Annotated in this window: 18 protein-coding genes and 2 riboswitches; of the genes, 3 read left to right on the forward strand and 15 right to left on the reverse strand. The window is 29.4% G+C overall.

Features of this window, described 5'->3' with window-relative positions:
* Positions 1-377: 377 nt before the first annotated feature.
* Complete coding sequence (locus CHL78_RS09990) at positions 378-1694, reverse strand: PTS sugar transporter subunit IIC (protein ID WP_094368350.1); 1317 nt, start codon at positions 1692-1694, stop codon at positions 378-380.
* Positions 1695-1716: 22 nt separating this feature from the next.
* Positions 1717-2331, reverse strand: coding sequence for an AAA family ATPase (locus CHL78_RS09995; protein ID WP_094368351.1), 615 nt, complete (start codon positions 2329-2331; stop codon positions 1717-1719).
* Positions 2332-2400: 69 nt separating this feature from the next.
* Between CHL78_RS09995 and CHL78_RS10000 the strand changes: the two genes are divergently transcribed.
* From CHL78_RS10000 to CHL78_RS10010, 3 genes are all read left to right on the forward strand, one after another.
* Positions 2401-3108 (forward strand): MurR/RpiR family transcriptional regulator, encoded by a 708-nt coding sequence (locus CHL78_RS10000; protein ID WP_094368352.1) that lies wholly within the window; start codon positions 2401-2403, stop codon positions 3106-3108.
* A 209-nt stretch (positions 3109-3317) separates the two neighbouring features.
* On the forward strand, positions 3318-3623 hold the full coding sequence (locus CHL78_RS10005; protein WP_094368353.1) for a PTS sugar transporter subunit IIB: 306 nt from the start codon (positions 3318-3320) through the stop codon (positions 3621-3623).
* 18 nt (positions 3624-3641) lie between these two features.
* Positions 3642-3968 (forward strand): PTS lactose/cellobiose transporter subunit IIA, encoded by a 327-nt coding sequence (locus tag CHL78_RS10010; RefSeq protein ID WP_094368354.1) that lies wholly within the window; start codon positions 3642-3644, stop codon positions 3966-3968.
* A 163-nt stretch (positions 3969-4131) separates the two neighbouring features.
* Here the strand turns inward: CHL78_RS10010 and CHL78_RS10015 are convergent, their stop codons facing one another.
* From CHL78_RS10015 to CHL78_RS10065, 13 genes are all read right to left on the reverse strand, one after another.
* On the reverse strand, positions 4132-5457 hold the full coding sequence (locus tag CHL78_RS10015; protein ID WP_094368355.1) for an aminotransferase class V-fold PLP-dependent enzyme: 1326 nt from the start codon (positions 5455-5457) through the stop codon (positions 4132-4134).
* Between the two features lie 491 nt (positions 5458-5948).
* On the reverse strand, positions 5949-6071 hold the full coding sequence (locus CHL78_RS21330) for a hypothetical protein (RefSeq protein ID WP_274541849.1): 123 nt from the start codon (positions 6069-6071) through the stop codon (positions 5949-5951).
* A 153-nt stretch (positions 6072-6224) separates the two neighbouring features.
* On the reverse strand, positions 6225-6308 hold the full coding sequence (locus CHL78_RS21590) for a hypothetical protein (RefSeq protein ID WP_408638603.1): 84 nt from the start codon (positions 6306-6308) through the stop codon (positions 6225-6227).
* Between the two features lie 29 nt (positions 6309-6337).
* The gene (locus CHL78_RS10020) at positions 6338-6523 is read right to left on the reverse strand and encodes a hypothetical protein (protein ID WP_094368356.1); all 186 of its coding nucleotides are present in this window, start codon (positions 6521-6523) and stop codon (positions 6338-6340) included.
* A gap of 129 nt (positions 6524-6652) precedes the next feature.
* Complete coding sequence (locus CHL78_RS10025) at positions 6653-13300, reverse strand: NPCBM/NEW2 domain-containing protein (protein WP_094368357.1); 6648 nt, start codon at positions 13298-13300, stop codon at positions 6653-6655.
* Positions 13301-13513: 213 nt separating this feature from the next.
* Positions 13514-13597: riboswitch (cyclic di-GMP riboswitch) on the reverse strand.
* Positions 13598-13812: 215 nt separating this feature from the next.
* Entirely contained in the window at positions 13813-14124 is a 312-nt protein-coding gene (locus CHL78_RS10030) for a hypothetical protein (RefSeq protein WP_094368358.1), read from the reverse strand.
* A gap of 147 nt (positions 14125-14271) precedes the next feature.
* The gene (locus CHL78_RS10035; RefSeq protein WP_243446414.1) at positions 14272-14691 is read right to left on the reverse strand and encodes an MATE family efflux transporter; all 420 of its coding nucleotides are present in this window, start codon (positions 14689-14691) and stop codon (positions 14272-14274) included.
* 386 nt (positions 14692-15077) lie between these two features.
* Positions 15078-15230, reverse strand: a complete 153-nt coding sequence (locus tag CHL78_RS20760; RefSeq protein WP_158540676.1) for an HAD family hydrolase — start codon at positions 15228-15230, stop codon at positions 15078-15080.
* 218 nt (positions 15231-15448) lie between these two features.
* Complete coding sequence (locus CHL78_RS10045; RefSeq protein ID WP_094368360.1) at positions 15449-15736, reverse strand: hypothetical protein; 288 nt, start codon at positions 15734-15736, stop codon at positions 15449-15451.
* Positions 15737-15839: 103 nt separating this feature from the next.
* Complete coding sequence (gene tnpB, locus CHL78_RS10050) at positions 15840-15971, reverse strand: IS66 family insertion sequence element accessory protein TnpB (protein WP_094368361.1); 132 nt, start codon at positions 15969-15971, stop codon at positions 15840-15842.
* A gap of 300 nt (positions 15972-16271) precedes the next feature.
* Positions 16272-22958, reverse strand: coding sequence for an NPCBM/NEW2 domain-containing protein (locus CHL78_RS10055; protein ID WP_116041442.1), 6687 nt, complete (start codon positions 22956-22958; stop codon positions 16272-16274).
* Positions 22959-23154: 196 nt separating this feature from the next.
* Positions 23155-23238, reverse strand: a riboswitch (cyclic di-GMP riboswitch).
* 246 nt (positions 23239-23484) lie between these two features.
* Complete coding sequence (locus CHL78_RS21430) at positions 23485-23766, reverse strand: hypothetical protein (protein ID WP_330408609.1); 282 nt, start codon at positions 23764-23766, stop codon at positions 23485-23487.
* 357 nt (positions 23767-24123) lie between these two features.
* Positions 24124-24621: a 2'-5' RNA ligase family protein gene (locus CHL78_RS10065; protein ID WP_094368551.1), complete on the reverse strand. Its 498-nt coding sequence runs from the start codon at positions 24619-24621 to the stop codon at positions 24124-24126.
* Positions 24622-24790: the final 169 nt, after the last annotated feature.

A 24790-nucleotide genomic window follows, 5' to 3' on the forward strand; every position in this document is an offset into this window, starting at 1 on the left:
TTTCCTTAGTTTAACTTAAATCTATTTATTAGCTTATTAGATTCTTTTATTTGTATATTTGTAACCCCATCTTTAAATCACCATACAAATTCTAAATTTTCATTTATAATTAATTAAATTTAATATTTTGTAATAATATATTATTTTACTATATAATCATATCATATTAACATATTTAAAGGTAAGTATTTTTTATTAATTATAATTAATTTATTCGCATTATTCAACAAACGCCTTTGTATTATCAACAAATCATATATTATATTTATTATTAATTATAATTAATCATTTCTCAAAACAACAAAATAAGAATACATCTAAATAGCCTTCACTAATTAAATGTATCCTTTTATATATTTAAGTTATTATTTTTTATATTAAGCTATGTTATCTTCTGACATACCATTTTCTTGAAGTAACATATTCTTTTCATATACCTTGAAGAATGGGTAGTAAGTTGCCACACTCATAACCACTAGTAAGAATACAAATATAACATTCTTAAAGTCCATAGATGAGAAGTATGCTTGAGCAAAGAATGGTATAAATGATGGATCAACCATATATCCAGGAGTTATAAATCCAAGTACTTGTGCAAAATATCCAAGTAACACAGTAATTATTGGTGTTACTATAAATGGTATTGCTAGTATTGGGTTAAACACTATTGGAGTACCAAATATAATTGGTTCATTTATTCCGCACATTGCTGGAACTATACCTAATCTACCTAAAGTTTTTAAGTGAGAAGACTTACTTCTCATCATTAATAATATAAGACCTAAAGTATTTCCTGCTCCACCTAGTATTGCAAATCTAAACATCTGTAAGTTCATATATACATTTGGGTCTTGACCTGCTGCTACTAAATCTGCATTTATACCTGTATTAGCAATACCTAATGAGAATACTATAGGGAATATTATACTTGTTCCATTTACACCTAGTATCCATAATATATTACTGAGAGTTATTATTAAAATGTAACCCCATACGTTATCAACTACTGATAGTGCTGGTGTTAATATCTTCATTATTGCTTGTGGAAGATTTACTCCCATATTACTTACTATAAGTATATTTATTCCATAAATCACTATTATATTAAGTAATAATGGTACTAATGAATTAACAAAAGCAGTTACTGCAGGTGGTACACTATCTGGGAACTTAAATTGCCATCCTTTATTCTCTACAAATCTAGTTATCTCTACTGTAGATAAAGCTATTATTATTGCTACGAATAAACCATCAGCTCCTAAAAATGATGTAGGCATTGCTCCTTCACTTACAGGCGCTGATACCATTAAAAATACTGCTGTAGATATTAATCCACATATTGGAGCTTTCATCTTATACTCACCAGCTAGGAAGTAAGATATAGTAAATGCTGACATCATACCAACTATCCCCATCGTCATATCAAATGGTGTAGTTAACATTGAATAGTTATTAACTGCAAATTCTTTCCAATTTAACAAGAATTTTACGAAGATATTAGCTGTAGCTGGATCTACCAGGTCTACATTTATTGGAGGATTAGCTAATATTAAAAATATTGAACCTATAACTATTAGCGGTAAAGTCATCATCATACCTTCTGACACTGCTTTTAAGTGTCTCTGATTTCCAACCTTTGCCCCTATTGGTGATAAAGTTCTATCAAGTTTTTCTAATAATGGACTTTGATTCATTTTACTTCTCCTAATATGTAATTTATTCTTGCCATGGGTTGAACTTAAATGCAGATTCTACAGCATTCTCTGGTTTATAAACATTTAATATTTCTTCATAACGTTCTTTGTAGTTGTTGTCTACTTCCATTTGAGGTATTACTTTACTTGCTTCGTTTAAGAAGTGGAATGAATCACGTCCCATTGCCGCTCCTCTTACTGTATGCTTATCAAGCGCTACATCTGGAATTTCTGGAACTTGCCCCATTGCAAATCCTTTTATAACTATGTTCTTTAATAGATCACTTGAACGATCTTTTTCTGACTCACATAAGTATCTTATTGCATGTATAAAGAATATTGGACGATCTCCATCTGCATAAGAAAATTCTTTTCTCATTTGGTTTAAATGATTGATAAGTATTGGAGCATTTGGATTACCCATTCCTATATCTTCAACTGTTATAGTTATTAATCTTCTCCATAATTTTTCTTCCATTTGAGGTGATGTTATATACATTTCATAAGCAAATTGACAAGCTTCTTCAACTAAACCTCTTCTTATTGATTTTTGAAGTGATGATATTACTTCATCTCCATTTAATCCATTACGAGTTTTTATTCTTGCCCATGGGTCTTGTACAAATTTATTTTCCATTGTAACTCTCCTTTTCATTATTTACCTTTATATTTTTTTCATATATAATACCTAAAAGAGGTGATATATATGGACTTTGACTATCTAAGCAACAAATACAAATTAAATCAAATAGAAAAATCTATCTTAAAGTATTTATATGATAATATTGATGACTTAAAAAAAATCGGAATTCGTAAAGTAGCTAAGGATAACTATACATCCACTACTACTGTATATAAATTATCTAAAAAACTAAACTTCGAAGGTTACTCAGATATGATCTATAATATTTGTTATTATTCTCAAGAAACTGATAAGGAATCAGATATTGATATCTACACAAATGCTTATAAACAAATTGATAATAACCTAGAGGATTTTAGTTCAATATTGAATAAATCTAAACATAAATTAATTATGCTACTTAGTGTTGGTATTTCTCAAACTATTGCCAACTACATGAATGAACGCTTTGCAGTCAATGGATTTAGAAGTATATCAAACACCCACATGCAGCTTCTTTCAGCTGAACACAAAGATGAGGTGTTATTAGTTGTTATTTCAAATTCTGGAGAAACAGAAAGCATTGTTGATATTGTCAAACAAGCAAGATCAAGCAATATTGAAATCATTAGTTTCGTTGGAAAAGCTAATTCTAAAATAGCTAAACTATCAACTTTACCTGTTATTATTCAAGGTCAAAATGATTTTTCACAACTTAAAAATCCTCCTAATACCTTTTACTCAGAGCTATTATTAATTTTTGAATGCTTTATCAATAATTTTAAAATCTAAATTTTTTATTTATATGTATATTAGTATAATAATTTTTAAAATTTTTTCAAATGTTTATATAGTTATAAAAACATGTTTTTACAATAAAAAACATTTTTCTTCTATATCCAACAAACATTTTTTATATTGTTATGTGTAAAGGTTTGTTGTATTATATAATAAATATAAATTTTCAAAATATTATTAATTAAAACCTAGGGGGTCTATTTATGATAAAAATAATGTTAGCTTGTTCAGCTGGTATGTCTACAAGCTTATTAGTTACTAAGATGGAAGCTGCTGCAAAGGAAAATAATATAGATGCAGAAATATGGGCAATTGCAGAGTCTAAGATCTCTGAGGAAATATCAAAATGTGATGTATTACTATTAGGACCTCAAGTAAGATATGTATTAGGTAAAGCACAAGAAATAGCTGCTCCTCATAACGTACCTGTTGAAGTAATAAACATGATGCACTACGGTACATGTAACGGAAAAGCAGTCCTTGATCGTGCAATAGAACTTGCTAAGTAATTTATGGAGGAACTAAAAATGGATGAAAAAGTATTTGAGTTATCTTTTGAAATAATTGGCTATGCTGGAAATGCAAAAGGAATAGCTTTTGAAGCTATAGAAAAAGCTAAATCTGGTGATATAGATGGTGCTAGAGAAATGTTAAAAGAGTCTAAAGATGAGTCTAATAAGGCACATAGATGTCAGACTGAGCTTATTCAGCAAGAAGCTAGTGGAAACAAGGTTGAGATGAGTGTTGTTTTAGTACATGCTCAAGACCACTTAATGAATACTATGAACTATCAGATGTTAGCTGAAAGTATAATAGATTTACATGAGAAGATAGTAAAATTAGAAAACAAATAAATTTAGGTTACTGTAAAAGGCTATATTCTAAATATAAAATGGACCCTATACAAGTAAACACGTTTTTCTCGTGTCTACTGTATAGGGTCCATTTTACACTCTTTTTGACTCTTTTATTGAATACACCTTAACACTCTCTATTGTACTTGTAATCATTATTAATCTAAAATCTAATTTTTCGATTTGGTTTTCTATGTTTACGATGTGATCTTTTCATTACATTTGCAATATAATCTAATTGATCTAAAAAGATATTTGCTTCTTCTATAGTATTATAAAGTCCAAGACTTGCCCTTACCATTCCATGATAAGATTCTCCAGAAACTATATCTTTATATCCATCACAATCACTCACCCCTAACAATCTATATACATAAGGATGAGAGCAGAACTTTCCACATCTCAAAGAAATTCCTTTTTCTGTTGCCATGTTTACAGCAACACTTTCATAGTTCATATCATTTACATTAAAAGTAATTACCCCTAGTCTGTCATCTGTATAATTTGTATCACCATATAGCATTACATTATTAATATTTTTCATAGAGTTTATCATATAATCTTTTATATATTTTTCGTGATTTTTTATATTATCAAATCCGATATTCTGTAAATCATCTAGTGCTTTTGCCATAGCAATTACACCAAAAAAGTTTTGAGTTCCTCCTTCATATCTTTCTGGTATTGGTGACCAAATTACACTCTCATCAAATACTCCAGCTACACACCCACCACCAGACAAGAATGGATCTGAATCTTTTAGATATTCTTTTAGACCCACTATTGCTCCACTACCAAATGGTGCATAAGCTTTGTGTGCTGAAAATGTAAAGAAATCTATCATTTCTTCTTTACAATTACCGTTAATATTGACTTTTTCATGGGCTACCAACTGTGCTCCATCAACTACTATTAGAGCATTGTATTTATGAGCAATTTTAGCTATTTCATGTATCGGATTAAGATAGCCTGTTACATTTGATGCTCCAGTCACGGTTACAACTTTTATTTTTCCATTAGCCTTTATTAGTTCATCTTCAATATTATCTATGTTTATTCTACCTAACTCATCAACATCTACATGTACTACTTTTCCTACTCTTCTAAAAGGTAAATCATTGGCATGATGCTCCATTCTAGTTGTTAAAATCATATCTTCCTTATCTTTTATAAGTACATTTGCTAATATATTAAGTCCTTCTGTATCTGATTTTGTATATATTACAGTATAACTATTAGAACCTTTTAGTCCGAAAAATTTAAGTATTGTTTCTCTCGCTCTCTCAAACATTGTAGTACAGTATTCCCCTTTAGCTCCTACACCTCTAGCTATCGGTCCATAGTTTTTTATATTATCTTGAATTAATTTTGTAACACTTTTTAGAGGTGGCGTTGTAGCACCATTGTCAAAGTTGATTGATGTTACACTTTCTCCATTAGCTAATTTAATTTTGTCTTCTATCCCGTCGTACAAATGCCTATAATCCATACTATCCCCTCCTATTATTTATAGTATGGTTATACTTTAACAAGTTGCTAATATATTACTAATATTTATCTTTTATAAAGGATCTGTTAGATAATATTTTGATATACAACTATACAAAGAGATAGCGTTTTAAACTAACTATTTTTTTCATTTTACCCTTCCCCTCTTTAGATCATAATAGTGTAGATAATAGTACAATATTATTCATATCTATCTTACTAAATGAAATCAATACTTCTGCTTATATACCAACGTCCATAAAAGTTCTAACACAAAATTGTCTAGCACAAACTTTATAAAATCTCTATATACTTGACCCTTACATACACTAAAGATCCATAATTATAAGTAGAAAACCAACTATCTAAGCAATAATTTACAGTAATCACTGTCCCTTTTAGTATCGCAGTTTTCAACACTGTTATATTTTAGCCCCAAATAAGAGCAAATACCTTTAAGTAATTATAAATTTTAATCTAAACATTTTTAATTTAGTATAATAAAGCCAATAGTTCAGAAACTGGATTTCTACTACTATTGGCTAAAATTTCTTTTTCCATACTTAGAATTAAATTTTTAGTAACATTATCAAGTTGATTATCTATATTGTTCATTACGTAGCCTCTCGTTTCTAGTATAGTTCTGTTATACTAAAAAACCCTTGATATTCCAAGGGTTTTTTAGTATTTATTGATAGGTATTTTTTCGATAACTGGCTAGTATATCTAAAATCATTCATCAAAATGTAATATCTTAATCCTACTTTGTTATCTATTACAAAATACAAACAATACGTTTTCAAAAGTATCAAGCTTTAGCACATTTTGAACTTCTAATATTAATCTATCTATACTTTTTGAAGCCGTAGACTAAATACACTTTATCTATTGATTCTAAGTTCAGTATTACTTAGCTCCCTAATTATAGCTTGCAAACTTTTAGTAGCATCAAATGGTACATATATAGTAGCACTTCCAATAATTATTTTAACGTCTCTCTTAATAGTAGATTCTTTGTTAGGAAATTTATTTCTCTTATTTAATTCTACAGCCTGAAATATTGTCATATAGTCCTCCTTGAATTTTTAATATATTTAAATATTATCAAGGAGGTACTTCATATCATAGGCAGAAATTATTTTACGATTACATTATTTTTATCCTTAATTCATTAATAAGCTAATATTAGCACTATTTTATTTATTATTAAACATAAACAACACTTGTGCTAGATAATTGTCATTAATATCTTCATAGACTAAATATATGCTATATACAGATGCATCAAGAGTTGTTGTATCTACAGATATTACTCCATTTTCATCTACGCAATCATCTAGGTTTAAAGCAGTATCCTCAAGTGTTGTATTGTTTCTTAATATCACACTTTTTGGATATAACTTTTCACCTTTTCTGTTGAAAGCATTATAACTTATTGTTACTTTATTATCTTTTTTAGCAACTGACCCTTCTACTATATTTTGATACATAGCTCTTAAATCTGTTAATTTCTTAAGATCTTTAAGTGGAGATAAATCATTGATAGAATTATATTCTATATTTAATGATTCTAAGTTCTTAGCATGCTCTAGACCTTCTAAGCTTTCAGCAAGCTTAACAGTTAGTTTAGTAAGCTTTAGCATATCATAAACTGTTACAGTATCGCTTGGTAAGTTAAGTTCTTTCTTTATACTTGATTTCAGATGACTATCTTTTATGTTAACTATCTCACTTAAATCTTCACTCTCTAGATTTGCGATAACTATGTTTAACTCTTCAATCATAGCATCAACTTCTACTTGAGTCTTAGCTTCATTATTTAATAATTCTTCTGCTTTAGCTATTGCTTTATTTAACTCTTCTATCGAATCTTCTGTATAGCCGTTTACATTAATTTCTTTAGCTTCTTCTAACTTAGACTCTAAATCTTTTGCCACAACTCTATCTGTATTTGCGAAATGAAGTTTAGTATCTCCCCATGTAGCATGGTCTGAACCATTCCCATTTCCACCATCAGTTACTACAAGCTTTAATTCTTTAGCATCATTAATGTCAACTTCAATATACTTTTGAGTATCTCTAGAGTTCATTAATCCACTATCAAATTTCTTTTCTCCATCTACGTAAACTTCAAACTCTACTGAACCTACGCGATCATGCATAGCTCTATCAATACCTATATAAGAAGTAAAGTAAGCATAGTCTTTATCAGTTAAATCATAAATTATAGTTGCAGGTGCATGCGCTCCTATACCTCTAGCATAAGTAACTGCTTTTCCATCTTCTCCAGTAAGTTGTAACGCATTATCACTCACTGATTTGTCTTTCCTAATAGCACCCCATCCTGTGTTAGCACTCTTCCAATCATACTCAGTTAGGTACTTATAATCTTCCATATCTACAATAGCAACTGTTCTTGTCTTAACTACTTCATTACCGTCACTATCAACTACTTTATAAGTTAGAGGATATTTTCCTGGTTTGTTAAAGTTAACCTCTCCAGTTACTTCAACACTAGAAGTTAAGTCACCATCTTTAGTGTCCATTGCGCTAAATCCTCCAGTTAAGTCTATTTCTTCCCCTACTTTTGTAGACTCAGATTTAGGTATATTTAAAATTGGGAATGTTTCTCTTATTAGTTTTTCAGCTTTATCAAAATCTTCTTTAAATAGTTCATAAGCAGGATAATCTTTTACTTCCACTTTAAAAGCATTTAACTTATCTAAAGTATTATATGTATCTGACACAACTTCTTTAGAACTGTCAGTGAATAGTTCATTTGATATCTTATCTGCTATAGTATCTTCCTTATATATCCCTAATTCACTCATTGAAGCCAAATTACCGCTAGCCTCTGTAAATACAAACTTAACTCTCTTTACATCTTTTCTGTTTATTTTGAATTCTATAACATCGTTTGTGTTTCCGCTATAACTTCCATTTCCTGTAAGTACGAAGTTATCTCCATCTGCTTCGTTAGAAATGTACACTTCAAACTTTTTAGCAAATCCTTTATTCCCTGCATCCCTTCTAGCCGCATAAGTCATAGTTCCAACGTCTTGCGCTTCCCCTAGGTTAAATATAACTTCATTCTTAAATGAGCCACTGTTTGCTTTATTAGTTTCCCAATGAGTTTTTATGTTTCCATCTATTGCTTTATCTATAGTACTAGAACCATAGTGCCCTGCATTGTTAGATACTGATTGAATTGATAATTTGAATTCTTTGTTATAAGCATCTAGATTATTGAATTGCCCGAATTTAGATTTCTTAACTTCAAACTCTTCAATTACAGTTACAAACACTTTCTTTTCAACAGCATTTCCATCACTATCAGTAACTCTATAAACTACTTCAAACTTACCTAACTTATTTTCTTCGAAGTTAGATGATGCTACTTCTAATTTAGAAGTTAAATCTCCATCTTCCACGTCACTTGCAGTTACACCATCTAAAGGATTGAATTCAGTTCCTATCTTAATTGATTTATCTCTAGCATCAATCTCTGGTTTAGAATCTACTGTAGTTAACTTAGGATTAGCTATAACTGCATGGTCCCAGAATGTATTATTACCACCATCAGTAACTTCTATAACTAACTCTTTTACACCTTTTATATCTGCAGTTATATGAACTAAGTCATCATCATGTTTTATAGTTCTTGTAGATACTAATTCTTTTCCGTCACCAATTATTTTAAATCCAACACTACTAACATTATTTTCTGATTTTGTACCATCTACACCTACTAATGCTTCGAAAGTATCATATCCTAAATCAGCCACATTGTAAACAATTTTACCTTTTGCGTTTAAAGCGAATCCTTTATCAAAAGTTCTTTGTTGACCATTTATTTTACCTTTTATATTCTTGTTCTTTCTCGCACTACCAGTTGCACTTTCCCATTCTATATCAGATAAGAATTCATAACCACTCACAACTTTAACTTCCATGGATTTAGAAACAGTTATATTATGCTTTTCATCTGTAACCTCATATTTAACTATGTACGTACCTATTTTATTATTGTCTACAGTATTTTCAACTATTTTGATTTCGCTAGAGTCCATTGGTGTTCCGTTTCCATCTATAGCTTTAACATACTGCATAGGATTGAATGTTTCTCCAATCTTTACAGTTAAATTATTCATAGATAAATCTAGTATTGGAGAACCTACCTTAGGATTAGTCACTTCATCACTCTTTATACTTTCGTTAGCTCTATAATCATAAGCAATTACTTCATACTTATAATTATTATTAGTATCAACTTTATCTTTGTATTGTGCTCCTCTTGTGAATCCTACAAACTCACCATCTCTATATATTTCGTAAGCAATAGTTCCGTTATTGTTGTCATTAGTAGATAGACTTAATGTGAATCCGTCTTCATTCTTAGCTATTTTATCAATGTTAGCTTTAGTTTGTTCATTAAATGTTTGAACACCATCTTCTATCATCTTGTAACTCTCTATTGTTGTGTATCTTATTTTCTTATCTAAAGGTTTAAACTGTGAAGTAAATTCCTTAGTTTCCTCCGTTACTGGAACATTATAATATTCAAAGTGCGGAGATAAATTATACCCTGATGCCTCTGATAAAGCATTTAGCATAGCCATATACTTACCTTTAGAATTGTACTTTTTAGGATTTTCCCTTACGAGTCTATTTGCTTTACTATATACGTCATTTCCAAAATAATTTGTTACTTGAGTAACAACAAGCATTCTTTCAAATAAACCTAACGTATATTCAAATTTAGGGTCACCAGGGAATCCCCCAAATCCTTTAGTTCCTTCGAATGTAAAGAACTTATCAATATTACCTTGATTCCATGAGAAGTCTCTTCCTAATCTACCTAGATTAGCTTTATGAGCTTCTATTGAATATAGGTTGTTAGTTACCTCTAACCATCTCATATCGCTGTTTTCTATTTGGTGTCCGAATTCATGCCCAAATCCCCAGTCTGCGAAGTTTCCTTCAAACATACTTTTTGCTGTAGATGCTGGGTAATGTATGTATGAATTAGAAGCATACATTCCTTTTGCATTAGTCCCTTTGTAATGATATAACCCATTTGTAGGTCGGTGCACTGGATTAGGGTCGTTCTTATCATATCCCGCTAATTTATCAAAAGCACCTATAACTTGGTCGAATCCCTTAACTGCATCTAATGGAGTTTTATTACCGTCTACGTACGCTGCTTTAGCCCCGTCATGTCTTCCAGATATTAAGAATCTTTCTCCCATAACCTCAGTCATGTTTGCACCTTTGTGATTTTTAACTTGTTCTATAAATTCATTTATATTTGTTTTACCGTGGATATAAATAGGGTAAGGCTGTAATTTATCTCCACTTATTCTAACCTTTGGAGCATAAGCTTGTTGTTCTGGTAATGCTCTATTTGTAAATTGAATTGCAAAAGCTTTTGTTCCTTCAGGAGCAGTCATTACATTTCTACCTAACTTTAAACTTCTGCCATGGTTACCTGCTCCATCAACTTCACCAACTTGTGCCATAACTAGTTGAGGAAGTGGTCCTTTAGTATCTGCATCTACATAAACCTCAAATGTTTCTCCAGGCATTACGTAGTAACCAGTTAAATCTATATTACCTCCTGCAAATATCTGTCTTTTTTCATCTCTTTGTTTATTCTCATCACCTCTTTGAGATAATGTTACAGTTTTATTTTCGTCTACAGCCCCGCCATTGAATATATCTTTTGCTAGATTTATTACAGGCATGTAATCTTCCTTTAATGGATGCTTTAGAACTTCTTTCTCTAGAGTTTCTATTGCTTTTAGATTGTTATATTTTTCAGACAACTTAGTATATAAATTATCTTCAAATATTTTATTTATTTCTGTAGTAATGGTATCTTCTTTATAGAACCCTATTTCTGCAATAGATGCTCTATATTCACGTGCTTCTACAAATCTAAACTTCAGTTTCTTAAATTTAGTCTTTGGGAAACTCACTTCTACGTATTCATTAGTAACTCCTGTAGAACCACCTTTAGATATTAGTTTATAGTCTGAAGAGTTTTCATCTAAAGAACCATATATTTCGTACTTTAATGGGAATCCTTTTTGTGATGCATCTTTTCTAGCACGTATCATAAGCTTTTCTATTTCTTCTATATTATTAAACACAATTTCTACTTCATTCTTAAATGTGTCACTATTACCTTTTCCAGTTTCCCAATGAGTATCTATGTTTTCATCTATTGCTTTCTCTATATTACTAGAGCCATAATGACCGCCGTTACTCTTTATACTTTTTATTGAATCTCTGCTTATTTTAAAAGTCTTATTATATTCCTTAAAAAATTTAGACTTAGCTATGTCGGAAATTTGTAAGTCCCCAGCTCCCGCCACATGTTGCTCATTGTTACCTACTAAACCTTTGGCAAGTTCTATATCCTTTAGGAAAGATTCAGCAAATGGATGCTCTTTTACTTGAGCTTCTAATCTTTCCAGTACAACAATGTCTTTATATTCCTCAGACAATTCATATTTAGAGGAATCTGTGAATACATTTTCCATCTCATCTCTTACCGTGTCTTGTGAATATAATCCTATTTCTGTAGCAGTAGACCACCCTTCGTGACTGTCAGTAAATACAAATTTTAATCTTCTAACTTCAGTTGGTGCAAACTGTATTTCTAAATTATCAGTAGTTAGGCTTGCCTTACCACTAGATATCTTTTCAAATGTATCACCCTCAGATGTTTTAGATGCGTATATGTCGAAACCTTTTGCAAATCCTCTGCTACGGTTAGTTCTATACATTACTCTATCTAGAGTTGTTAACTCATCTAAAGTTAATACAACTTCGTTTTTATGTGAGTTAGAATTTGTGCTATTTGAATGCCAAATACTATTTGGATTCTCGTCAATTGCATGTGCTATAACTTCGCTAGACCAGTGACCACCGTTTGTTGTTATGTTTGTTATTTTGTTTCTCGGTACTTTGAATTGTTCATCATAAGCAGATAATAATTCATTCCCATGATTTAAGAACTTAGTTACCACAGCATCTTTGTAAACCACGTCTTTCCCGTCTAGAAGGGCTTTAGCATTTTCTATGTCATCCTTTATATCATTAAATAAAGGATGTCCCGTTGCTTCTTGTTCGAAGTCTTCTAATTTCTCTAATGAATTAAATTCTTCACTAACTTCATTCTTCTTGTCATTAGTGAATATCTTATCCATTTTATCTATAATTGCATCTTCTCTATATAACCACATTTCAGATGCACTAGCCCATCCACCATCTGCAGATTTGAATATAAATTTAACTCTTTTCGCTTCCACTGGATTAAATTTGAACTGTATCATATCTTTAGTTGTTTTAACTCCAGCTGCCTCTCCTGCTAGAGTGAAGTCGTCGCCCTCTGAAGTTGTTGACACATGGATTTCTACACTACTTGGGAATCCTTTCCAACCGTTATCTTGTCTTACTGCATATGCTAAACGGTCTATTGTTTCTACATTCTCTAGTTCAATAACTATTTCATTATTAAAACTAGAACTATTTACTTTGTTTGTTTCCCAGTGAGTTTTTAAATTATCATCCACTGCTTTGACTATTGTACTAGAACCATAATTACCTGCATTGTTCTTTATTCCCTTTACAGGTGCTTTATACGTTTCATTATACTTAGCAAAGTTTGCGTTATTCTTTAAGTCGAATCTAGATACCAGTAATTGGTTAGATACTTCTTTCTCAATTGCTATTGCTTTGTTCTTTGCTATTTCGTCTGCAAATACATTTATTGCAGGCGACATGTTTGTCATAACTATCGACACTGCAAGTGCCGAGGCTATTTTCTTTTTACTCATTTTCTACCTCCTGATTAATTTCCCCTCAGAAGTACATTAATATTAATTTAGCTTATACTTTATAGTGCACCTAAAAAATATATTATTTATACTTAATAAAAAAAGCTACTCAAAAAGAGTAGCTTTATATACCTAATAAATTCAATATTTTGCATTATAAGTATAAGCAAATAACTGATTAACTAAGCTTAAAACAAAAAGTATAATGTACCCTTTGGCAACTGGCTGACATAGTTATAAACCTTAGTCCCTGTAGCTTTGCGTCCTTAGATTTCTCTAAGTTTGCCTATAAAATTTTTATATCCTTATATTAACATAATTTTCCATTTTGCGTCAATTATTACATTTTCAGAATTTTATACCTTCTTCTAATTTTATAAGTAAATAAATTAATAGCTCTAAAAACAAAGTGCTGAAATATTATTTAAACTAAGTATCTCATCACCTCTCTTAATTGTTTACTAATATAATAAAAAACTACTCCTATCTAAGTATTTACTAGATTTTCTTCACTAAAAACCAAAACGTAATAAAGATAATGCTAATAGAGCACCAAGTGGAAAAGATCTACGTCTAAAGCGTCTGAATCTTCTACGACCTCCAAATTGTCGCTCACCGTCATATACATGTAGATTTCCACATTCATCTTCTACTACATCCTCAGCAACCAAAATAATAACTCTATCCATATCTACATCTTCAATAATACCATCAAACATACATCCATCTTTCATTTTGAAAATAGAATGATAATACCTTAAGCTTTTACATTTATCATACATCTCCTGTAAGTCTCTATAATTATTATCTCTTTCAAAATCCATTTTTAATCCTCCCCTTTCTAGTATCATACTATTCACGAATAAATGAAATCGTACCTTCTAGTGGGTAAACGTCCTAAATTTTATTTTCAGATAAATGCAGCTTCCTACTTACATTTTTGCGGTAATATATTACTCCCATTATATTGGCTAAAACCATCCTATTGGAATAGACCACCATATACCTCTTTCCCCTAAAGATGTTGATGCAAGTATATAAGCTAAAACTACTATAGTTCCTAATGATATCACCGTCAAAACTATACATATCTTTAATAAGCCTAGACCTCTAAATAAACCATAAAACATAAATAAAAATCCTATCCATAGATAAAATATTGATACTACTGATAAATACTCAACTCCTAGTGATATTACTTTTGTTTCATTTTTACTTATAAATAGATGCATTATATATCTTGAGAATATTAATATAATAGTTGATATAATTATACAAAAAATTATTATAATTTTTACTGAATCTTTACCCCCTTCTTGTATCCTATCAATTTTGTTTACACCCTTATTTTGAGCTACGAATGTTGAGAATGCATTACCAAAGTCTTGCACTGGTATATATGCCTTAATATAGCTGTAGCTAAGTTATAAATAAAAACAAATATTAGACCTATTAAAATAATTTATATTTATACGTTAATTGTATCATTATCCATATACATCAGCATCGATATTATAATTCAAACTAATTTTATATTATTGCCATATATTGTTTCAACAATTATATTCAAACCATACTTTCGTTCCTGTATAAGTAAAAAGAGACTACCCAAAGGTAACCTCCTTATTAATTGCAAACTGCACTAAATTTATCTTCTTATATTAATCTCCTAATAATCACTATATTCATACAAAATCCCAATAGATTCTATCCCTACTTTTTTAACACCTATGACATCATGCTTTCTATCACCAATCATAATAATATCTGAATAAGATTATATCTTATTTTCTTCTAAAACATGTATAATAACTTCATTCTTTTTAAACCTTGTACCATCTAGGTCTCTACCTACTATAAAGTCAAAATCATCACTAATGTCAAAATGCTCAAGTATTTTTTCAGCAAATATATTCCAATTATTTCTCAAGAAAACTAACTACCTTATCAAGTAACTTTGCTTGTATCTCTGGATAAGTTAATTCCTCAGGCATGTTATCAAATAAATTAACTTTAACCATATCAAAATCCTCTCTCTCATACTTATTGTTCAAATACATAAAGCTTCTTTAATCAACTGTACAATTATACAACAAAAAATCTAGACATTATAAGTCATATCTAGATTTTTTATTATATATTAAAGATTTATTTATCTTCTTTTCTTTCAGTTACTAATTTATTATCAAATACACTATTTCTTTTCTCAGATATAAATTGGTCATTAAATAAATTACTATTATTTCCTAATTTATCTCCATCAATTTTTATTCCCATACTTAGAATTAAATTTTTAGTAACATTATCAAGTTGATTATCTTTATGGTTAATTACATAACCTACCGTTTCTAGTATACTAAAAAAACCTTGATATTCCGAGGGTTTAATAGTATTTTTTGATAACTGGCTTAAATTTTGAAGTCGTTCTGACCTCATATCCTTTCAATAACCAACTTAATTCTTATTTATCTACTTTTAATGCTTATTCCTTTGTGATAGGCCACTTAAAGTTATTATGATCAATTCTATGATAGTATAGCTAAAATCCTTCATCAAAATGTAATATCTTAATCCTATTGTGATGTCTATTACAAAATACAAACAATGTTTTTTCAAAAGGATCAAGCTTTATACCATTTTGAACTTCTAATATTAATTCTAAGTTCAGCATTTCTTAGCTCCTTAATTATAGCTTCCAAACTTTTAGTATCATCTAATGGTACATATACAGTAGCACTTCCAGTAATTATTTTCACATCTCTCTTAATACCAGATTCTTTGTTATGAAATTTATTTTACTTATTTAATTCTATAGCCTGAGATGTTGTCATGTAATCCTTCTTGAATTTTTAATATATTTAAATATTATCAAGAAAATACTTCATATCATAGGCAGAAATTCTTTTACGATTACATTATTTTATCCTTAATTCATAAATAAGCTAATATTGTCACTATTTTACTTTATATTTTATTTATTATTAAACATAAACAATACTTGTGCTAAGTAATTATCATTAGTATCTTCATATACTAAATATACACTATAGACAGATGCATCAAGTTTTGTTGTATCAAAAGATATTACTCCATTTTCATCTATACAATCATCTAAGTTTAAAGCAGTATCCTCAAGTGTTTTGTTGTTTCTTAATATCACACTTTTTGGCGATAGCTTCTCACCTTTTCTATTTAAAACATCATAGTTTATTGTTATTTTATTATCTTCTTTAGCAATTGATCCTACTGCTATATTTTGATACATAGCTCTTAAATCTGTTAATTTTTTAAGATCTTTAAGTGGTGATAAATCATTTACTCCATTATATTCTATATTTAATGATTCTAAGTTCTTAGCATACTGTAGCCCTTCTAAGCTTTCAGCATGTTGAACATTTAATTTAGTAAGCTTTTGCATATCACCAACTGTTATAGTATCACTTGATAAGTTAAGTTCTTTCTTTATACTTGATTTCAGATATCTATCATTTATATTTACTATTTCACTTAAATCTACACTTTCTTCTAGATTTTCAATAGCTGTGTTTAACTCTTCAATCATAGTATTAACTTCTACTTGAGAGCTTATTTTATCTTCTAACATAACATTAGCTTTAATTAAAGCTTCTTCAAATACTTTAAATGATTCTTCAGTATATGATTCTTTGTTATATTCATTAGATTTTGATACTAGTTCTTCTAGTTCTTGGTAGTTTACTTCTTTATTATTTGCAAAATGAAGTTTAGTATCTCCCCATGTAGCATGGTCTGATCCTTGTCCATTACCACCATCTGTAACTACAAGCTTTAATTCTTTAGCATCGTTAATATCAACTTCAACATACTTTTGAGCATCTCTTGAGTTCATTAATCCACTATCAAACTTCTTCTCTCCATCTACATAAACTTCAAAGCTTACAGAACCAACACTTCCAAATTTTTGTCTATCTACACCTACATATGAAGTAAAGTATGCGTAATCCTTATCAGTTAAGTCGTATATTATAGTAGATGTTGAATGAGCTCCTATACCTCTTTCATAAGCTACTTCTTGACCATTTTCATTTGTCAGTCTTAAAGTTTTTCCACTTATAGATTTATCTTTTACTGGTGCAGTGTAACTATTTTGAGTAGACTTCCAATCATAATCTGTTAAAGATTTGTTGTCGTCCATATTTGCTACTGCTACACTTCTAGTTTTAGCTACTTCATTTCCATCACTATCAGTAACTTTATAAGTTATTGGATATTTACCTGGTTTATTGAAGTTTACTTTACCAATTACCTCAACACTAGAAGTTATATCTCCATCTTCCGCATCTACTGCACTATACTCTTCATTTAAATCTATTTCTTGTCCAACTTTAGTTGATACTGACTTTGGTATAGTTAATTTTGGTTTAGAATTTGTAGAATAGACTTTAGTATCTGCCCAAGATGCAAAGTCTCCAAGACCTCCATCTCCTGCATCATTAGCTACTAACTTAAATTCTTTTACTCCAGTTACATCTAAACTTACAAACTCTGACTTAGAATCTTTTCTTATAGTATCTGAAGTATATACTTCTTTTCCATCTGCAAATATCTTAAATATTATACTAGTTCTATTATCATTATAGTTTTTATCTGTACCTACATATGTTGTAAAGTGAGTGTAATCTCCATTAAGATTATAAACTATCTCTGCATTTGTTGCAGCACCTATACCTTTATCAAACTCTTTAACAGTACCATCTACATTAAGTTTTATTTTGTTACTTGAAGCTACTGCCGTATCTTTAGTAACACTTCTCCATCCAGATGATGCTGATTCCCAATTCATATCAGATACATAGCTATCTTTACTATAAACTATAACGTTCCTTTCTTTTGTTATAGTATTTGAATCACTATCAGTTACAGTATAAGTTAAAGTATACTTTCCAGCTTTACTTATAGTAAATCCATCAGAGTTAACTTGAACTTTTGAAATTATATTTCCATCTTCTTGGTCATTTGCAACCACACTACTCATTAAATCAAATTCACTATTTAATTTAACTAAAGTAGTTTCTTCAACATTTAAAGTAGGGAATTTTGCTATTATTATTTCTTTAGCTTTATTTAAGTCAGCTTCAAATAAACTAAATGCTGGATGATTTTTTACTTCTTCTCTTAAAGCTTCCACTTTCTCTAAAGTATTGTATCTTTCAGTTACTTCAGTCTTGTTAGCATCTGTAAATAAATCATTGTTTATTTTATCAGATAAAGCATCTGCTTTATAAAACGCTATTTCACTTAAACTTGCCCATCCTTGGTTAGCTTCTACAAACTTAAACTTAATTCTTCTTGCATTAACCTTATTCATATTAAATTCTACAACATCAGTAGTCCTATCTCTATAAGTACCTTCTCCTACTAAATAGAAATCATTGCCCTCAGCTTCATCTGATGCATATATTTCAAATTCATGTGCAAATCCTTTACCTCCTGCATCACGTCTTGAAGCATAAGCCATCTTACTTATTCCTTTAACTTCACCTAAATCAAATATAACTTCATTATTAAATGAACTACTATTGGGTTTATTTGTTTCCCAGTGAGTGTTCATCTTTCCATCTATAGTATTAGCTATTACACTGCTTCCATAGTTTCCTGCATTGTTACTTACAGATTCTACTGGTAATTTAAACTCCTTATTGTATTGTTCTAAGTTTTCAAAATTACCAAATTTAGATTTTTTAACTGTATAATCTTCTGATACTGTAACAAATATCTTCTTAGTAGTTACATTGTTATTAGAATCAGTTACTTTATATACAACTTCAAATCTTCCTATTTTATTTTCTTTAAAATTATTTGATTCAACTTCAATTATAGATGTTAAGTTTCCATCTTCAGGATCTGTTGCTGTAATATTTTCCATAATATCAAGTTTATTACCAAGTTTTAAAGATTTATTACTAGCATTAATTGTTGGTTTAGCATTGTTTGTTGTTAACTTAGGATTAGCTATAACACTATGGTCTGATGAATTTCCATTTCCACCATCATTAACTTCTATTACTAATTCATTTACTCCATTAACTGGAACATTTATATGTACCATATTATCTTCATGCTTTATAACATTTGTAGTAGCTAAAGTTTTTCCATCTCCTACTATCTTAAATGTTATACTTGATTTATTTTGAGAGACCATTGACATATCAACTCCAAGTAAAGCTTCAAAGTTATCATAACCTTTACCTGATAAATCGTATGTTATTTTACCATTTGCATGTATTCCAAATCCTTTATCAAATGTTTTTATCTCACCATTTACTCTACCTTTTATGTTAGAGTTTCTTCTTGGAGTACCATATTGAGTAGTCACAGATTTCCATTCACTATCAGATAAATAATCAAATGAGCTTACTACTTCAACTTCTATAGTTTTGAAAACATCAATATTATTATCTTTTAAAGTATAATTAACTTCGTAAGTTCCTTTTTTACTTGTATCTACATTACTTGATACATTTATTTTAGAACTTATATCTTGTCCTTTATAGTTTGATCCATATACAAGGTCATTAGCGTTAAAGTCTCTATTTAAAGCAACTAAAATTTTGTCTTGCTGAACACTTATTGAAGGAGAAAAAGTATTTACAATTATGCCTTTTGCTGTTGATAAATCTTTTGCATATGCAATTACTTCATAAGTAGTATTTTTATCTAAATCTACATCTTTTACAACAAAACTATTTCCTACGGTAAATCCTAAAACTTTACCATCTTTTTTGATTTCATATCCTAATAAATCATTTTTATTTTCATTATCTATGTCAAATCTTAAAGTAGAAGTTTTCTCTTCTTCATTTAACTTAGATTTTACTGAAACATTAATATCTTTATTAAATCCATTTCCTTTATAATTCATAGCAGTGGTATGTAAATACCATGGTTTCACTTCTAAATCTGGTAGTTTAGATAATTCAGCTTTACATTCTTCTGATAAAGTAAACTTATATTTTTCATAATATTTAGTTAAGTTTACTCCCATTATTTCTGATGAATACTTAGCTAATACATCTTTCTTTTCTTGATAATTTGCTACTTTAGGTCTTCTTTCTCTATACATACTCTCAAGCTCTGCCCAGTAAGTATCTTTCATTATTTGTAATTGCCAATACATACCTAATTTATCGAAGTATCCGAAATCTTCAAACCCTTTTAGGCTTTCTTCTGGAGATAAGTTTGTAAAAATAGAAGAATAATCAACAGAATCTCCTTTACCTATTTTTATTGAAGCTTGGTTTGCCCACATATTATTAGTAACTTCTCCCCAAGTTCTTGCAGGTATATCCATTTGATGCCCCGCTTCATGCATAGTCCCCCATATCATACTCTTTATACTATTCGTATCTGTTCTTAAAAATACATCCATTACATGTCTTTGAATTCCAATATGATCTCCTGCTGCATAAGCTGCTCCGAAAGGTTGCATTAGCCTCACCGCAGTTCTAACATTAGTAGAATCATTCGTTGGATCACTTAAATCATCTTTTAACCCTGCAAATTCAAATCCTTGTTGAAATTGTTTATTCCAAACATCAGTACTTGTATTAACATCTACACCTTCATTTATATAAACTTTGTATGCAGCTTTTGCAGTACCTGTAAACATAAGTCTTTCTGAATTGGATTCGAATATATCAACCATTGTATCTGGATTTTCATTTAGTCTTGCATTATATTCTTTTAATTCTTCTAAGAATTTCTCTACATTATCACCTGAATTAAATAGTGGGAATTTTTCTCCACCTTCAATTCTAACTATAGGTGCTTTTCCTTGTTGATCTGGTGTATATTTATTTACTAAATATACAGCCCCACCTGGATTACTTTTTTGTGCCCATCCACCATCCTGAATTTTAGGAACTGTTATTGTATTTAATCCTTGTTTTAATCTATAATTTCTTCTCCAATTTCCATAGTTCCCCTCTTGTTGAGTAAATACTATTTCTGGTGTAGGTGCTCCATCTTCAACTTCAACATAAATATTAAAAACTTCTCCTGGCTTTGCAACTATACCTGTTGATTGGAAGTCATTACCAAAACTTGACATTAACAATTGATTTTTTGCTTTTGTGTGTGTATCTCCATTTTGTTTTAACACAAAAGTACTTTCAGTATAGTCAACATTTCCATCTAAAATTTGTTTTGCTAACTCTATAATTTTTGTATATTTATCTTTTAATGGGTGATTACTAATTTCTAATTCTAATTTTTCAATAGCATCTAAACTATTATATTCAGGCTTTAATGCACTCATAGTACCATCAGTGAATATACTTTCAACCTTTTTTGATACTACATCTTCCTTATAGAACATAAATTCTGATGCCGTAGCATTATTAGCTTTTGATTTATTATAAATAAATTTTAATCTTTTAAATTCAGTTGGGTTAAACTTAAATTCAAGTAAATCACTTGTTCTATTAGGAGTTCCCGTTGTTACTAATTGGAATGTATCCCCTTCTGATGTTTTAGACGCATAAATTTCAAAGTCATCTGCAAACCCTACAGTATTTGCATGTGATCTATATATTACTCTATCTAATACTATAGATTCTTTAAACTTAAAAACAACTTCATTTTTAAATTCATTACTATTTGCTCTTCCTGTTTCCCAGAATGTATCTAAGTTATTATCAATCATTCTTTCTTTTACATAGCTACCCCTATTTCCACCATTAGTACTTATATTTTGTATATTTTCATTACTCATCTTAAACATATTTTCATAGTTTTCTTTATTTTTTGTGTAAAAAACATCAAATTTACGTATTCTAGCATCAGTAGCTTCAACTTCTTGATTGCTATTTACTAATATTTTAGCGTTTTCTATTTTTTCTTTAAACTCTTCATATAAAGGATGGATTTTGGATTCTTCTTTTAACTTATTTATTGCTTCAATTGTATTAAACTCTTCAGATACTTGACTTAATGTTTCATCTGTAAATAATCTATCTATCTTATCTTGTACAACATCTTTTTTATAAAACATAAACTCTGATGCAGAAGCCCAATCTTGATTAGCCTTTGTAAATTTAAATTTAATTCTTTTAAATTCAGTTGGATTAAATTTAATTTCAACTATATCTCCTGTTGATCCTTTATATCCTCCTCTAGTTACTAAATTAAAATCATCGCCATCATCTGTAAGTGATGTATATACTTCAAACTCTTGAGCAAATCCCTTACCCTTAGTTCCATCTTGTCTTGCTCCGTATACTATTCTGTTTAAGCTTGTAACTTCTTCTAGTGTAAATATTACTTCATTTTTAAATTCTGAGTTATTACTTTTTCCCGTCTCCCAATGGGTACTCAGATTTCCATCTATAGCCTTATATATTACTGATGAACCATAGTTTCCTCCATTATTAGTTATTGATGTTATCTTTGAATTGTCTAATTTAAAAGATTTATCATATTCTTCTAAATAACTGCTGTTAAGTAAATTAAATTTACTTACCTTAGCCTCACTTGGTTGGATTTCTTGATTATTTTGATTTGATATACTTTGAACTACTTTGTTATTTTCTAGTTCATGTGCTAAAACACTTACAGTGCTTGCTGAAAAGTTTGAAATTATTGCTGCCATAGTTACGGCTGCTATTTTTCTTTTGTGCATTTTTTCTCCTCCTGAATAATTAATACCCTCAGAAGTACATTAAGTTAGCTTATTTTATATGGTAATAAAGAAATTATAATAAAAAAAGTTACTCAAAAAGAGTAACTTGATATATACCTAATAATGTAATATTTTGCATATAAATATAAGCGATAATATTACTAACTAAGCTTAAAACAAAAAGTATAATGTACCCTTTGGCAACTGGCTGACATAGTTATAAACCTTAGTCCCTGTAGCTTTGCGTCCTTAGATTTCTCTAAGTTTGCCTATAAAATTTTTATAGCCTTATATTAACATAATTTTCCATTTTATGTCAATTATTTCATTTTCAGAATTTTATACCTTTTTCTAATTTTATAAATAAATAAATAAATTAATAGCTATAAAAAAAATGCTGAAATACTATTTAAACTAAGTATCTCATAACCTCTCTTAGTTGTTTACTAATATAATACATCTCCTGTAAGTCTCTATAATTATTATCTCTTTCAAAATCCAATCCTACCCTTTCTAGTATCATATCTTATAAAGACCATCCTATTAGAATAGACCACCATATACCTCTTTCCCCTAAAGATGTTGATGAAAGTATATAAGCTAAAACTACTCTAGTTCCTAATGATATCACCGTCAAAAATATAGATATCTTTAATAAGCCTAGACCTATTAAAATAATTATCAAATACTCTTTTGAATCTTTAATAAGCTCACTTGGCATATTAAATAAATCTAGTATCAAATCTATCCCATAAAAGATATAATCATTATAATTATAGTATCTACATTTATACGTTAATTGTATCATTATCCATGTACATCAGCATGGATATTATAATTCAAACTAATTTTAGACTATTGCCATAAATAATTTCAGCAATTATATTCAAATCATACTTTCGCTCCTGTATAAGTAAAAAGAGGCTACCCAAAGGTAACCTCCTGATTAATTGTAAACTACACTAGATCAATACCACTTAATGAATACTATAAACTATCAAATATTAGCTGAGAGTATCATAGATTTAAACGAAAAAATTATAAAATTATAAAACAAATAATTTAATGCTATAATATTATTAGAAAAGGTGCCTCCAAAGTGATTATTGTAAATCATTAATGAGACACCTTTTTAATTGGCAATATATTAAACTTACATACATACCTATAATAATTTTTCCTCTAAGATAAATCTTGAAGGTGAAAATTCGTACAAACTAATGCTTTCAATATAGCCACTAAAAGAAGAAAAGTTTTGTGCAACAATTGGAAGTGATTTTTGTATTACCTCTGGATTATCCACTAACAATGTAGTATGTGCTACCCAATTATAATTATTTTGATGATTGTAATTAAAATTTTCCTGTAAATCTAATAGCTCATGTGTAACTGTTGGAGCAATAAAAAGTACTTCCATTCCAAATAGACCCATACTGTCAAAAGACATCTTTATCTTTTTTGTATTACTGCAAATTTCTTTTACCTTATCTATTAATTCAGATTCCTTATCAAGATCAAATGAGCCTAAGGTAATATGTTTTGGGAAATTAGGAGTTTGAGTTCCTACAAAGCCGGCATCATAAAGAGCTTTTTGTATCTTATTAAATTTAGCCTCTGTTTCTTCATCATATTGTGCCATGACATACAAAAGTTTACCTTCCATAATGCACCTCCTATTAATAGTATATGATATAGAATATATAATAATATTACCCAAATGACCATAAGATTAAATATTATTTTTGCTCCATTATATTATTTCCCCTTCTTCTGTATCAATATTTACTTACTTATTATCTAGTTAAATACTAGATAATACAGTATTCCCCCCA

Origin of the sequence: Romboutsia weinsteinii (assembly GCF_002250835.2) — a bacterium.
Lineage (GTDB): Bacteria > Bacillota > Clostridia > Peptostreptococcales > Peptostreptococcaceae > Romboutsia_A > Romboutsia_A weinsteinii.

Coding starts and splice junctions, on each gene's coding strand:
- CHL78_RS10030 (WP_094368358.1), bottom strand. CDS start 14,124: ATGGATTTTGAAAGAGATAATAATTATAGAGACTTACAGGAGATGTAT.
- CHL78_RS10025 (WP_094368357.1), bottom strand. CDS start 13,300: ATGAGTAAAAAGAAAATAGCCTCGGCACTTGCAGTGTCGATAGTTATG.
- tnpB (WP_094368361.1), bottom strand. CDS start 15,971: ATGCTGAACTTAGAATTAATATTAGAAGTTCAAAATGGTATAAAGCTT.
- CHL78_RS21430 (WP_330408609.1), bottom strand. CDS start 23,766: ATGATACAATTAACGTATAAATGTAGATACTATAATTATAATGATTAT.
- CHL78_RS10015 (WP_094368355.1), bottom strand. CDS start 5,457: ATGGATTATAGGCATTTGTACGACGGGATAGAAGACAAAATTAAATTA.
- CHL78_RS10045 (WP_094368360.1), bottom strand. CDS start 15,736: ATGAGGTCAGAACGACTTCAAAATTTAAGCCAGTTATCAAAAAATACT.
- CHL78_RS09990 (WP_094368350.1), bottom strand. CDS start 1,694: ATGAATCAAAGTCCATTATTAGAAAAACTTGATAGAACTTTATCACCA.
- CHL78_RS09995 (WP_094368351.1), bottom strand. CDS start 2,331: ATGGAAAATAAATTTGTACAAGACCCATGGGCAAGAATAAAAACTCGT.
- CHL78_RS10065 (WP_094368551.1), bottom strand. CDS start 24,621: ATGGAAGGTAAACTTTTGTATGTCATGGCACAATATGATGAAGAAACA.
- CHL78_RS10055 (WP_116041442.1), bottom strand. CDS start 22,958: ATGCACAAAAGAAAAATAGCAGCCGTAACTATGGCAGCAATAATTTCA.
- CHL78_RS10000 (WP_094368352.1), top strand. CDS start 2,401: ATGGACTTTGACTATCTAAGCAACAAATACAAATTAAATCAAATAGAA.
- CHL78_RS10005 (WP_094368353.1), top strand. CDS start 3,318: ATGATAAAAATAATGTTAGCTTGTTCAGCTGGTATGTCTACAAGCTTA.
- CHL78_RS21330 (WP_274541849.1), bottom strand. CDS start 6,071: ATGAACAATATAGATAATCAACTTGATAATGTTACTAAAAATTTAATT.
- CHL78_RS10010 (WP_094368354.1), top strand. CDS start 3,642: ATGGATGAAAAAGTATTTGAGTTATCTTTTGAAATAATTGGCTATGCT.
- CHL78_RS10020 (WP_094368356.1), bottom strand. CDS start 6,523: ATGACAATATTTCAGGCTGTAGAATTAAATAAGAGAAATAAATTTCCT.